Below are 12,764 nucleotides of genomic sequence, written 5' to 3'. Positions count from 1 at the left end.
GCCAGGGACGGCACGCTCACCTGGACCTCGCCCGCCGGCCGGGAGTACACGACCGAACCGGCCACCCGGATCGACCCGCCACCCCCGTTCTGACGCCCGGCGTTCCCCGACCCTCTAGACTCCACCTGAGCCTCGACCGCCCTGCCACGGGCCGGGCGAACGCCGAGCGAAGTCCAAGCGAAGGCCAAGCGAAGGCCAAGCGAAGGCCAAGCGAAACGGACGCTCGCTCCGAAGGATTCCCATGACCTCACGCCCGGCCCCACACCTGACCTCGCGCCTGTCTTCACGCCTGACCTCACGCCTGACCTCGCGCCGGCGGCTGGCCGCCTGGCTGCTGGCCGGCCTGGGCATGGTGACGGCTCTCGTCGTGGTGACGGGCTGCGCCGCCGTCAGGAGCGGAACGCCGGTCGCATCCGACCAGGACTCCGCCACCGGCCCGACGGCGGCCTTCTATGGCGACTCCTACACGCTCGGCACCGGGGCCTCCGGCCCGGCGAAGCGCTGGTCGACCATCGTGTCGGCCGAGCGAGGCTGGAACGAAGTGAACCCCAGCGTCAATGGCCTCGGGTTCGTCAACAAGCGCGACTCGCGGCCCGGTCCCGACCTCGTCGACCAGGTGATCAGCGCCAATCCCGACATCGTCATGGTCACCATGGGCCTCAACGACAACTTCTCGATGCCCGACCGAGCCGCTGACATCCGGGCCGCCATCGCGGATGACCTCACCAGGCTGCACGAGGCCCTCCCGGACGCCCGCTTGATCGTCGTGGAGCCGTTCTGGTACACGGACGCGCGGCCCTCCTCGGTCGAGCGCATCATCGGTTGGGTGCGGGACGCGGCGGCGCAGGTCGGTGCCAGCTACATCCCGGGCGCCTCGCACTGGATCGAGGGTCATCCCGAATGGATGGCCGGGGACGGGCTGCACCCCAATGATGACGGCTACCGGGCACTGGCCGAACGGATGGACGCCGAGCTGGCGAAGCTGGGCCTCTGAGGCTCTGAGGCTCTGAGGCTCTGAGGTTCTGTGGCGCCGGCCTTCACAGGAAGTCGGCGAACTCCGTGTCGATGAACGCGCCCAGGTCGACGCCGGCCATCGCGAGCACAGCGAAGAGGATCCCGTAGACCACGTAGACCGTGACCGGGACCAGCAGGAACCACTCGCGGCGTGACCCGGCATTGCCCAGCACCGGAAGTGCGAGGTAACCGCCCCTGGACCACAGGCTGCTGAACAGGGGCACCTTCCGCCGCCAGCGCGGCGGTTTCGGAACCCAGGGCCACAGCAGGGGCAGCCCACCGGTGGTGAGGAAGTCGCCGACGAGGTGGATGCCGTAGCCGAGGGTGAAGCAGACGACGAACCAGGCCTGCTGCTCGGGAGCATAGAGGGCGATGAACGCCGCCACACCGAGGCCGATCAGCCACGCCACCGGCCAGGGGCCGTCGGAAAACCCGAGCGCCTTCACGGCGAACGCGACGGCGGCCGCGGTCAGTACGGCCGGGCCGAAGCTGACGGGCTCGTGCCACCACTCCGGTTGCCAGACGATGTGGCCGAAGCCGGTGGCCAGTAACCAGGCGCAGAGCAGTGCGAGCAGGCTGTGCAGGCCGTGCCGATGCCCTCCGGAGGCCCGGGAGATGCCGGAGGTGACGAGTTTGCCGAGCACGGGAACGGACTGGGCGATGGTCGCGGAGCCGTGGTCGGCATCCGCCAGCAGCGCCGCCCCGGCGCAGAGCAGCGCACCGGCGATTGTGCCGACCGGGGTGACGGGGAAGAGGCCGAGGCCGTGCCCCGCCGTTGCCGTGACGGCGATCCAGGCGGCGGCGCCGGACATGGCGTGGTGTCCACCCATCATGAGCGCGGGTCCTGTCTTGTTGCACGTGTCTTTTGCACGCCGAATTCGCGAGGGATTTCGGCGGGGAGTGTCGCCGGGCCTCGCTTGAGCGGATGCCGACGGTTCCCACTGTAGGTGCCGCCGGTGACATGGCCGCCGTTCGTCAGGCGCGCCGCCAAGTAGGTTGAGGACCATGACTCCAGCGACGATGCTCACCTCCGTTCTCCGCCACGCCGGCTCCGTCCGCCCCTACGCGACCAGCCGCCCGCTTTCGCTGGAACGGGTGGATGTGCCGGCGCCACGGCGCGGCGAGGTGCTCGTCAAGATCGAACGCGCCAGCCTGTGCCACTCAGACTTGTCCGTCATCGACGGCTCCCGCATCCGGCCGCTGCCGATGGCACTCGGCCATGAGGCCGCGGGAACCATCGCCGAGGTGGGGTCCGGCGTCACCGACGTGCGTGTCGGTGACCGGGTGGTGCTCGTCTTCGTGCCCAGCTGCGGCGACTGCCGTGCGTGCAACCACGGCCGGCCCGCCCTCTGCCACCGGGGCGCGATCGCGAACGCCGCCGGGGACCTCCTGCACGGCGATGCGGTGCTTCGTACGGGCTCGGGCGACCGGCTGAACCACCACCTGGGAGTCTCGGCGTTCTCGGAGTACGCGGTCGTGGCCCGCGAATCCGTTGTCGTGGTCGACGACGATGTGCCCTTCGACGTTGCCGCCATGTTCGGCTGCGCCGCGCTGACCGGGATGGGCGCCGTACTCAACACCGCGCGACTGGGCGAGGGGGAATCGGTGATCGTGTTCGGTCTCGGGGCCGTCGGCCTGATGGCGGTCATGGCGGCCGCGCAGGTGCCGGGCACCACGGTGATCGCGATCGACCCGCTTCCCGAAAAGCAGGCGCTCGCGCTCCGCTGCGGTGCGCACGTCGCCGGCTCGCCCGAACAGGCGGCCGCGCTGGTGGCGGAGCACGCCGGCGACGGGGTCGACGTGGCCATCGAGGCCGTCGGCAGCGGGCGGGTCATGGAGGCCTGCCTCGGGTTGCTGACCCGCGGCGGAGCCCTGGTGTCCGTCGGGCTGCCGCACCCCGACCAGACGATCACCGTGCAGGCCCTGCAGTTCGCTGGGGCCGGCAAGCGGCTCCTCGGCTCCTACATGGGCGATTCCGTTCCGGCCAGGGATATCCCGTTCTACCTGCAGATGTGGCGGGACGGCAAGCTTCCGGTCGAGCTCCTGCACACCGACACCCGGCCGCTCGCCGACATCAACGAGGGCCTGGATGCCCTGGCCGAGGGACGGGTCGTCCGTCGGTTGTTCGCGATGGAATAGGGAACCGGGTGGCGCCGATGCTCGCCGGTTCCTCCACAGCGACCGCGCGCGACCCATCCCGCACCGAAACCGCCCCTGACGGCGGCGGGAACCTCCTCCTCCGACACGCTGGGGGCCGGAGGTGCTCGTGGCTCGCAAAGACGAACTGGGCAGGCGCGGGGAAGCCTGTGCGGCGGCCTTCCTGACCGATGCCGGCTACCGCGTGATCGCCCGCAACTGGCGGTGTCCGCAGGGTGAAATCGACCTCGTCGTCGAGGGTGGCGGCGAGGTTGTCTTCGTCGAGGTGAAGACGCGCTCGGGCACCGGCTTCGGGCATCCGTTCGAAGCGATCACGGTCGCCAAGCTGGCCAGGCTGCGCCGGCTGGCCGCGGCCTGGTGCGAGCAGGCGGACGCATGGCCGGGCCGCATCCGGATCGACGCGATCGCCGTGATCGCCGAGCCCGGCAAGACGCCGGTGATCGAACATCTCGCCGGGGTGTTCTGATGGGGCGGCTCCGGCCTCGGAGCGTTCCGGCGGGGCGAGCCTGATGGGGCTCGCCAGAACCCACGCGATGGCCCTCCTCGGCCTCACCGGTGCCCTGGTCGAGGTGGAGGCGGACATCTCCGGCCAGCTTCCCGGGATGTTCCTGATCGGGCTGCCGGATGCCGCGCTATCGGAGGCGACGCATCGCGTGCGGACCGCGGCCGCGAATTCCGGCTGCCCCCTCACCCGCAACCGCCTCACCATCAACCTGTCCCCGGCCGCGCTGCCGAAGCACGGCTCGGGCTTCGACCTGGCCATCGCGGTCGCCTGCCTCGCCGCCGACGAGCTCATCTCGGCCGACTCGGTGGCCGGCGTCGTGCACATCGGCGAACTGGCCCTCGACGGACGGCTGCGTCCCACGCCCGGGATACTGCCGGCCGTCGTCGCCGCATCGAGGCTGGGGCACACCACCGTCATGGTCCCCGCGGGCAGCGCCGACGAGGCGTCGCTCGTCCCGGACATGCGCGTGATCGGCGTCGCCACCCTGCGGGACGCGGCGATCTGGCACGGCGCCCGGCTCGAGCCGATCCCCGTCGACGCGATCGTGCCGCCGGCGGACCCTGCCGAGCACGTCGAAGAGCCCGACCTCGTCGACGTGCTCGGCAACGACGATGCCGTGCTCGCTCTGCAGATCGCCGCCGCGGGCGGCCACCACGTCTTCATGCTCGGGCCGCCCGGCTCCGGAAAGACCATGCTCGCTGCGCGCCTGCCGGGGCTGTTGCCCGATCTGGACGCCGCGGCCTCCCTCGAGGTCAGCTCGATGCGCTCGCTCAGCGGGCACGCGCTCGGGCGCGCGCTCATCACACGCCCACCGCTGGAGGCCCCGCACCACACGGCGACCGCGGCGGCCATGGTGGGCGGCGGGAGCGGACAGATCCGGCCTGGCGCGGCGGCGCGGGCCTCGCACGGCGTGCTCTTCCTCGACGAGGCGCCCGAGTTCGCCTCCTCGGTGCTCGACGCACTCCGTCAGCCGCTCGAGTCGGGTGTCATCATCATCCACCGAGCCAACGCGACGGCACGCTTTCCCGCCCGGTTCCAACTGGTCATGGCGGCCAACCCCTGCCCCTGCGGTCAGTACGGTTCCACCGATCTGGACTGCACCTGCCCGCCGAGCGCCAGGCGGCGCTACCTCGCCCGCATCTCCGGGCCGCTCCTCGACCGGATCGACATCCAGCTGCGGGTGACCCGCGTCACCGCGGCCCAGTTGCGCCTCGCGGCAGACGAGTCGCGGCGCTCCAGCGCCACCGCGCGCGGCCGCGTGATCGACGCGAGGGCGGCGGCCGCCGACCGCCTGGCCGGCACGCCGTGGTCCCTCAACTCCGAGGTCCCGGGACCCTGGCTGCGTGGCCCGCAATCGCGCCTCGGCGGATCGATCACGGCCACCCTCGACCGTGCGCTCGAGCGCGGCGGAATCACCATGCGCGGCTACGACCGCGTGCTCCGAGTCGCCTGGACGATCGCGGACCTCGACGGCGTGCAGCGCCCGGGCGCCGACCACGTCGGGCAGGCGCTCTACCTGAGGAAGGGAATGACGACATGACACTGTTCGGGCTGGAGGAGTCGGTGATCGTGGGGCTGGCGAGGGGCGTGCACCCGGGCGGCGATGAGTCGGAGCGGGATGCTCCGGCCGACGTGTTCGCCCGAGCCGCCTGGACCGGCATCGCCGAACCGGGCGACGGGGTCGCGGGTCTGCTCGTCGGCAGCCTGGGCGCGAGCGTGGCCCTCAACGCCGTCCTCGAGACGTGGACGCCGGAGCGGCTCGCGGTCACCGTGCGGGAGAGCGGCGTCGCCGGGGAGGAGCTCGAGAGCGAGCTCGAGCAGGGCCTACAGCGGTGGCGCCCGCGCCTGTCCTCCGCCGAGGTCATCCATTCCCTGCAGCAGGCAGCGCGGGTGTCGGCGCGACTGCTCCTGCCCTCCGACCCGCTCTGGCCGGCGTCGCTCGACGATCTCGGCCTGCACGCCCCGATCGCGCTCTGGTGGCGCGGCGACCCGGCGGCCTTCCACGCTCTCCCGCACGCGGTCGCCCTGGTCGGTGCCCGGGCAGCGACCGGCTACGGCGAGCACGTGGCGATGGAGGCCGCCGCCGGGCTCGTCGACCGCGGCTTCGCTATCGTGTCCGGCGCCGCCTACGGGATCGACGGTATGGCCCACCGCGCGGCCCTCGCCAGCGAGGGCATTACTCTCGCGTTCCTGGCCGGGGGAGTCGACCGGCATTACCCGACCGGTCATGACGCGCTGATCAGCCGCATCGCCGAGGTGGGCGCCGTCGTATCCGAGTTGCCGTGCGGCGCCGCGCCCACGAAATGGCGATTTCTCCAGCGCAACAGGTTGATAGCCGCTGCCGGCGCGGCCACCGTCGTGGTCGAGGCGGGCTGGCGATCCGGCTCGCTGAACACAGCCGGCCACGCCGCCGCCCTCGGCCGTCCCCTGGGCGCGGTTCCGGGGCCCGTCACATCGCCCGCCTCGGCCGGATGCCATCGCCTCATCCGCGAGTTCGACGCCGTCTGCGTGACCACCGCCGCAGAAATGGCCGAGCTTGCCGGTGAAGGGGTCTGGGCCCTCGACCGGATCGAGGCCGAGGGCGCCGCGGGCGGGACGGATTCCCGCACCAGCGAGGAGATCCGCGTCCTCGATGCGCTGAGCCGAAGGTCCCCGCGCCCCGTGCCCGACATCGCGCGCAGGGCCGGGATGTCAACCGCGGCCGTACTGGGCGCCCTCGGCGCGCTCGACCTCGACGGGGTGGTGAGCGAGCGCGAGACCGGTTGGGTCTCGATCGGCCGCGGAACGTGATGCCTGGCCTGTGGGCTCGGGGATCGAGAGCGCTCCGGCGTTCATCCCATCGGCCGGCTGTTCGCGAGCCGACACGGGGAGTGCCGGTGGTTGGTCGTAGTGTGGTCGCTGACCCACGAATCAGACCCACCAGGGGGATCCATGCCAGACGAAGACTGGGGCCAGTACTCGCCGGCCTCGCACCTCCTGGTGCACCTCAGCGACACGCACTTCCTCGGTGCGGAGCGGCCGCTCTTTGGAGCCGTCGACACGGACAGCACGGTGCAGCGGGCGCTGGAGCAGCTGGAACGATCAGGGCTGCGCCCCGACGCCATCGTGCTCACCGGCGACATCGCCGACCGGGGCGAGCCCGACGCGTACAGGCGCGTGCGGGACCTCGTAGAGGCGGCCGCCGATCGCCTCGGCACCCAGGTCATCTGGGTCATGGGCAACCACGACGAGCGGGCGGCCTTCCGCACCGAACTGCTGCGCGAAGAGGAATCGGCAAACACCGGGCCGGTCGACGCGGTCTTCGACATCCGCGGCCTCCGGGTCATCGTGCTCGACACGAGCGTGCCGGGCTATCACCATGGCGAGGTGTCCGACGAACAGCTGGCCTGGCTGGCCGGCGTGCTCGCGGATCCGGCCCCCCACGGCAGCCTCCTCGCCCTGCACCACCCTCCGGTCCCCACCCCGACGGCACTGATGAGCATCCTCGAACTCCGGGATCAGCCGCGCCTGGCCGAGGTGATCGCAGGCAGCGACATCCGGTCCATTCTGGGCGGCCACATGCACTCCGCGACGACCGGGCAGTTCGCGGGCATCCCCGTTTCCGTGGCCGCCGCCACCTGCTACACGCTCGACCCGAGCGCGCCGCGGCGCGAGCTGTCCGGGGTCGACGGGGGCCAGTCATTCAATCTGGTGCGCGTGTACGAAGACCAGGTCGTGCATTCCCACGTGCCGCTCGGCGCCTACGACGTGGTGACGCACTTCGACGCCGCATTCCTCGACCGCTTCGCCAGCCTCACCGCCGAGGAACGCACCGAGGCGTTCTCCCGGCACGCCTGAGGCGCTGCGGTGATATCCGATGCGGGGGTCGATGCCGGGGGAGTGCACCTGGACCGCGCCATCGACGACTTCGTGCTCTACCTCACGGTGGAGCGCGGGTTCTCGCCGCACACCATTCGCGCCTACCGCACCGACCTCGCCGCGCTGGCCACCTTCGCGGAGCTGCGCGGGCATACCACGACGGATGCCCTGAGCCTGGACCTGCTCCGCGACTGGCTCTGGTCGGGCACCCAGGCCGGGCTCGCTCGCTCCACGATCGCCCGGCACTCGGCCTCCGCCCGGAGTTTCACGGCGTGGCTGGCACGAACCGGTGCCGGCACGGTCGACCCGGGCGTGCGGCTGCGCTCGCCGAAGCCCGGCCGCACGCTGCCTCGGGTCATCAACCGCAGCCAGATGCAGGAACTCCTCGGTTCCCTGGCGCTACGAGCCGAGCACGGTGCGCCCACGGCGCTTCGGGACCTGGCGGTGATCGAGCTCCTGTACGCGTCGGGCCTGCGGGTGTCGGAGCTCGTCGGCCTCGACGTCGGCGACGTCGACCTGGACCGGCTGACCGTCCGGGTCACCGGCAAGGGCGGCAAGGAACGCGTGGTTCCGTTCGGGGTCCCGGCGCAGGGCGCGATCGTGGACTACATCCGTCGGGCTCGTCCGGTATTGGCCGCGGCACCGGCCGCCTCGAAAACAGCCGCCCAGACTGCGGCAGCGGCACGCGCTGCGGCGCAGTCCTCGCCGCAGTCCCGGCCATCTTCGTCGCCGGCGCCGTCAGCACTCTTCCTCGGAACCAGGCGCACGCGCCTCGGCGTGCGTGCCGTGTACCGCCTCGTCGCGAGTCTCCTCGTCGAGTTCCCGGGAGCGGGGCCGGCCGGTCCTCACGCGCTCAGGCACACGGCGGCCACCCATCTGCTGGACGGCGGGGCCGACCTCCGTGCGGTGCAGGAGATGCTCGGGCACTCCAGCCTGGGCACCACGCAGATCTACACCCACGTATCCGCCGAGCGGCTCAAGCAGAGCTATCGCACCGCCCACCCCCGCGCCTGATGCTCCCCGCGAAACCGCAGTTGTGCACGTTATGAGGGCGTTTTAAGCGGCACAACTGCAGTTTCGCGGAGGATTGAGGCCTGCAGGGGCAGGAGCACGGCGCGGGGAACCCCGCCGAGCAAGAGCATCGGCGACACGTACTGCCCGTGCAACCGCACGCCGAAATGTAGGCAGGCGTCCGCGCAGTGGCCGCCGGATGCCATCAGCCCGATTCGCTGCCCGGCGGCAACACGGTCGCCTACGGGAACGACGCCGATCACGGGCTCGACGGTCGAGACCAGGTCGCCCGGGTGACTGATCGACACCACAGGGCGGCCGGCGACGACGCCGGAGAAGGAGACAACGCCTCCCGCCGGTGCGAAAACGGGGGCGCCCCGCCGCTCGGGGAGATCGATGCCCCGGTGTCCGGCGGCGTAGGGGGAGGCCGGGGCCTCGAACGACCTCGTCACGGAGTGCGGAGCAGGCACTGGCCAGAGCCAGGTGGCCGGAGGCGAGGAGCCGGGCAGCAGCCAGAACGGGACGAGCAGCGACGCGGCGAACACACGGGACGGCCGCGCCAGGGACGGCAGCGCCCGGGACAGCAGCAAACGGGACGGCAGCGCCCGGGACGGCCATGCTCGGGGAGGCGGCGCCCCGAACGGCCACACCCGGAACGGGGATGCTCGGGAGGAGGACACGTACCCACCCTGTGCGTGCGCCCGCCGTCCGGATGCCCGGGGCCGGCATCCGTGCGGGGTCGGCTCGGCGCCGCGGTTGTGGTGGAAGGCCTGGTGCCGGCCCGGTGGCGAACGACGGTGTCCGCGGACCCGGTCGGCCTGGTGCTAAACTCATCCCAGCAGCGCTTTAGTGCGCTGACTACGCGTGCCCATTCGGCCTCCACGACCATTCGGTCCCCGCTTCGCAGGAAGCAGGGGCGGTTGTGTGCCGGGCACCAGGAGAGGCGATCGACCGATTGCCGCGTGAAACCGATTGGCGTTTTGCTGCCTCGCAGCGCGCGCCGGACAAGGAGAACGGCTCATGGCCGTCGTAACCATTCGCCAGCTGCTCGACAGCGGCGTGCACTTCGGGCACCAGACCCGACGTTGGAACCCGAAGATGAAGCGCTTCATCTTCACCGAGCGTTCCGGCATCTACATCATCGACCTTCAGCAGTCGCTCGGCTTCGTCGACAAGGCGTACGACTTCGTCAAGGAGACGGTTGCCCACGGCGGCACCATCCTCTTCGTCGGCACCAAGAAGCAGGCGCAGGAATCGATCTCGGAGCAGGCGCAGCGCGTCGGCCAGCCGTACGTCAACCAGCGCTGGCTCGGTGGCCTCCTCACCAACTTCCAGACCGTGTCAAAGCGTCTGGCTCGCATGAAGGAGCTCGAAGAGCTCGACTTCGAGGACACCGCCAAGAGCGGTTTCACGAAGAAGGAAATGCTCATTAAGAAGCGCGAGCTCGTCAAGCTTCACAAGAGCCTCGGCGGTATCCGCAACCTCACGAAGACGCCGTCGGCGCTGTGGGTTGTCGACACCAACAAGGAGCACCTCGCCATTGACGAGGCCCGCAAGCTCGGCATCCCCGTCATCGCGATCCTCGACACGAACTGCGACCCGGACGACGTCCAGTACCCGATTCCGGGCAACGACGACGCCATCCGCTCCGTCGGCCTGCTGACCCGCATCATCGCGGACGCGGCAGCCGAGGGCCTCATCCAGCGTCACGCCAAGCCGGAGGCCGAAGTTGAGCCCCTCGCCGCCTGGGAAGCCGAACTCCTGGCCGCCCCCGCTGAGGCCGAGGCCGCTACGGAGACCACTCCTGAGCAGTCCTCCGCCGAGACCGTAGAGGTTGCAGCCGAGAAGGTTGCCGCCGAGCAGGTCGCCGGCGAAGAAGCAGCAGCCACCGAGGTTGCCGCTGAGGCCGCAACCGAAGAGGTTGCCGCCGCAGACGCACCCGCCGAAGAGACCAAGTAAGGACACCAGGTATGGCAAACGTCACACTCGAAGCAGTCAAGGCCCTGCGCGAACGCCTCGGCACCGGCATGGTCGACACCAAGAACGCCCTCGTTGAAGCCGATGGCGACATGGAGAAGGCCGTCGAACTCCTCAGGATGAAGGGGGCGAAAGGCAACGCGAAGCGCGCCGACCGTTCCACCTCCGAGGGGCTCGTCGCCGCCAAGGAAATCGGCAACACCGCCACGATGATCGAGCTCGCCTGCGAGACCGACTTCGTCGCCAAGGGTGACAAGTTCGTCGCCCTGGCTGAGAAGGTCATCGACGCGGTCGCGGCTGCCGGCGCCACCACGGTCGACGAGGGCCTGGCCGCACCGGCCGACGGCAAGACCGTCGCCGAGCTGATCAACGACGAGGCCGCCATCATCGGGGAGAAGTTCGAACTGCGTCGCGTCGCATCCGTCACGGGTGAGAAGTTCGCGGTTTACCTGCACAAGACCAGCAAGGACCTGCCCCCGCAGGTCGGCGTTGTCGTCGGCTACTCGGGTGACGACGCGGAGACCGCGCGCAGCATTGCGCAGCACATCTCGTTCGCCAACCCCGAGTACCTCTCCCGCGAAGACGTCCCTGCGGACGCCGTCGAGGCAGAGCGTCGGATTGTCACCGAGATCTCGAAGAACGAGGGGAAGCCGGAAGCGGCACTCCCCAAGATCGTCGAGGGTCGCGTGACCGCGTACTTCAAGCAGGTTGCCCTGCTCGAGCAGGACTACGCCAAGGACAACAAGTTGTCCGTGAGCAAGGTCCTCGCCGATGCCGGAGTCACCGTCTCGGGCTTCGCCCGGTTCAAGGTCGGCGCGTAGCTTCACCATGAGGGAGACCGGATTGCGAACGCAATCCGGTCTCCTTTTCTGTGCCCTCACTCGCAGGTGCACGCAGTAGCTTTAGAACCACGTCACAACGGAAGGACTCGCACGGCATGTCAGAAACGGGTAAGAAGCGCAGGGTCCTCCTCAAACTTTCCGGGGAGGCGTTCGGGGCAGGAGCCCTGGGCGTGAACCCCGACGTCGTCAGTTCCCTCGCCCGCGAAATCGCCGAAGCGGCCAAGACCGTTGAGATCGCCATCGTCGTCGGCGGCGGCAACTTCTTCCGTGGCGCGGAACTCTCCCAGCGCGGCATGGACCGCGGCCGGGCCGACTACATGGGGATGCTCGGCACCGTCATGAACGCCCTCGCCCTGCAGGACTTCCTCGAGCAGGCCGGCGCGGAAACCCGCGTCCAGTCCGCCATCGCCATGACCCAGGTCGCCGAGCCGTACATCCCGCGGCGCGCCGAACGTCACCTCGAGAAGGGCCGGGTCGTCATCTTCGGCGCCGGGGCGGGCCTTCCGTACTTCTCCACGGACACCGTCGCCGCCCAGCGCGCCCTGGAAATCGACGCCCAGGTCGTCCTGGTGGCCAAGAACGGTGTGGACGGCGTGTACTCCGACGACCCGCGCACCAACCCCGATGCGACGAAGATCGCCCGCATCACCTACCAGGAAGCCCTGCAGCGCGGCCTCAAGGTCGTCGACTCCACCGCCTTCAGCCTGTGCATGGACAACGGGATGCCCATGCAGGTGTTCGGAATGAAGCCGGACGGCAACGTCACGGCTGCGATTCTGGGCGCCGATCTGGGAACCCTCGTCTCCAACTAAGCTTGATCCTGCCCACCGAAGAAGGAGTCCCCGTGATTGCGGATGTTCTGTCCGATTCCACCCAGCGCATGACGAAGGCCGTCGAAGCCGCCAAAGACGACTTCGCAACCGTTCGGACGGGGCGTGCGAACCCCCAGATGTTCGCGAAGATCCTGGTCAGCTACTACGGCACCATGACGCCCCTCGAGCAGCTCGCCTCCCTGCAGAACCCCGAGGCGCGCACGTTGCTCATCACGCCCTACGACAAGGGCGCCCTCCGCGACATCGAGGTGGCCATCCGGGACACCCCCAACCTCGGGGCCAACGTCGGCAACGACGGTGTCATCATCCGGGCGACCCTGCCCGAGCTGACGGCCGACCGTCGCAAGGAATACGTCAAGATCGTTCGGACCAAGGCCGAGGATGCGAAAATCTCCGTGCGAAACCTCCGCCGCAAGGCCAAGGACGAGCTCGACGCGCTGAAGAGCGACGTGGGTGAAGACGAGGTGTCACGTGCCGAGAAGGAACTCGAGTTGATCACCAAGAGCCACGTCGACAGCATCGACGACGCGCTCAAGCGCAAGGAATCCGAGCTCCTCGAGATCTAGG

13 protein-coding genes are annotated in these 12,764 nt (G+C 70.0%); 11 read left to right on the top strand and 2 right to left on the bottom strand.

Annotated elements, in window-relative coordinates; all coding sequences use genetic code 11:
• Positions 1-241 precede the first annotated feature (241 nt).
• Positions 242-994, top strand: a complete 753-nt coding sequence (locus E3T33_RS04460; RefSeq protein WP_241982819.1) for an SGNH/GDSL hydrolase family protein — start codon at positions 242-244, stop codon at positions 992-994.
• A 43-nt stretch (positions 995-1,037) separates the two neighbouring features.
• On the opposite strand, the gene E3T33_RS04455 is transcribed toward E3T33_RS04460, so the two are convergent.
• The gene (locus E3T33_RS04455; RefSeq protein WP_166784392.1) at positions 1,038-1,847 is read right to left on the bottom strand and encodes a metal-dependent hydrolase; all 810 of its coding nucleotides are present in this window, start codon (positions 1,845-1,847) and stop codon (positions 1,038-1,040) included.
• 187 nt (positions 1,848-2,034) lie between these two features.
• On the opposite strand from E3T33_RS04455, the gene E3T33_RS04450 reads away from it, so the two are divergent.
• The 6 genes from E3T33_RS04450 to E3T33_RS04425 all read left to right on the top strand — a co-directional run bounded on the left by E3T33_RS04450 (position 2,035) and on the right by E3T33_RS04425 (position 8,548).
• Positions 2,035-3,153 carry an alcohol dehydrogenase catalytic domain-containing protein gene (locus E3T33_RS04450; RefSeq protein WP_134574830.1) on the top strand — a complete coding sequence of 373 codons (1,119 nt, stop codon included), beginning with the start codon at positions 2,035-2,037 and terminating at the stop codon, positions 3,151-3,153.
• 127 nt (positions 3,154-3,280) lie between these two features.
• Positions 3,281-3,637 (top strand): YraN family protein, encoded by a 357-nt coding sequence (locus E3T33_RS04445; protein WP_092325231.1) that lies wholly within the window; start codon positions 3,281-3,283, stop codon positions 3,635-3,637.
• A 43-nt stretch (positions 3,638-3,680) separates the two neighbouring features.
• Entirely contained in the window at positions 3,681-5,216 is a 1,536-nt protein-coding gene (locus E3T33_RS04440) for a YifB family Mg chelatase-like AAA ATPase (protein ID WP_134574828.1), read from the top strand.
• Positions 5,213-6,466 carry a DNA-processing protein DprA gene (dprA, locus tag E3T33_RS04435; RefSeq protein ID WP_134574827.1) on the top strand — a complete coding sequence of 418 codons (1,254 nt, stop codon included), beginning with the start codon at positions 5,213-5,215 and terminating at the stop codon, positions 6,464-6,466. Before E3T33_RS04440 ends, dprA begins: the two co-directional genes overlap by 4 nt.
• A 141-nt stretch (positions 6,467-6,607) precedes the next feature.
• Positions 6,608-7,513, top strand: a complete 906-nt coding sequence (locus E3T33_RS04430; protein ID WP_092325225.1) for a phosphodiesterase — start codon at positions 6,608-6,610, stop codon at positions 7,511-7,513.
• 42 nt (positions 7,514-7,555) lie between these two features.
• Positions 7,556-8,548 carry a tyrosine recombinase XerC gene (locus tag E3T33_RS04425; protein WP_092325223.1) on the top strand — a complete coding sequence of 331 codons (993 nt, stop codon included), beginning with the start codon at positions 7,556-7,558 and terminating at the stop codon, positions 8,546-8,548.
• A gap of 29 nt (positions 8,549-8,577) precedes the next feature.
• Here the strand turns inward: E3T33_RS04425 and E3T33_RS15440 are convergent, their stop codons facing one another.
• Positions 8,578-9,225 carry a M23 family metallopeptidase gene (locus E3T33_RS15440; RefSeq protein WP_241982818.1) on the bottom strand — a complete coding sequence of 216 codons (648 nt, stop codon included), beginning with the start codon at positions 9,223-9,225 and terminating at the stop codon, positions 8,578-8,580.
• 340 nt (positions 9,226-9,565) lie between these two features.
• Here E3T33_RS15440 and rpsB point away from each other — a divergent pair, with 340 nt between their 5' ends.
• The 4 genes from rpsB to frr all read left to right on the top strand — a co-directional run bounded on the left by rpsB (position 9,566) and on the right by frr (position 12,763).
• Entirely contained in the window at positions 9,566-10,504 is a 939-nt protein-coding gene (gene rpsB / locus E3T33_RS04410; protein WP_092325221.1) for a 30S ribosomal protein S2, read from the top strand.
• An 11-nt stretch (positions 10,505-10,515) separates the two neighbouring features.
• Positions 10,516-11,343 carry a translation elongation factor Ts gene (tsf, locus tag E3T33_RS04405; protein WP_092325218.1) on the top strand — a complete coding sequence of 276 codons (828 nt, stop codon included), beginning with the start codon at positions 10,516-10,518 and terminating at the stop codon, positions 11,341-11,343.
• A 116-nt stretch (positions 11,344-11,459) separates the two neighbouring features.
• Positions 11,460-12,176 carry a UMP kinase gene (pyrH, locus tag E3T33_RS04400; protein WP_092325216.1) on the top strand — a complete coding sequence of 239 codons (717 nt, stop codon included), beginning with the start codon at positions 11,460-11,462 and terminating at the stop codon, positions 12,174-12,176.
• Between the two features lie 32 nt (positions 12,177-12,208).
• The gene (gene frr, locus E3T33_RS04395) at positions 12,209-12,763 is read left to right on the top strand and encodes a ribosome recycling factor (RefSeq protein ID WP_092325214.1); all 555 of its coding nucleotides are present in this window, start codon (positions 12,209-12,211) and stop codon (positions 12,761-12,763) included.
• Position 12,764 lies beyond the last annotated feature (1 nt).

This window comes from Cryobacterium sp. TMT1-2-1 (assembly GCF_004403955.1).
In the GTDB taxonomy this organism is placed as follows: domain Bacteria; phylum Actinomycetota; class Actinomycetes; order Actinomycetales; family Microbacteriaceae; genus Cryobacterium; species Cryobacterium psychrotolerans.
Note: the sequence above shows the minus strand (reverse complement) of the source record. Positions and strands in the feature narration are given on the sequence as shown.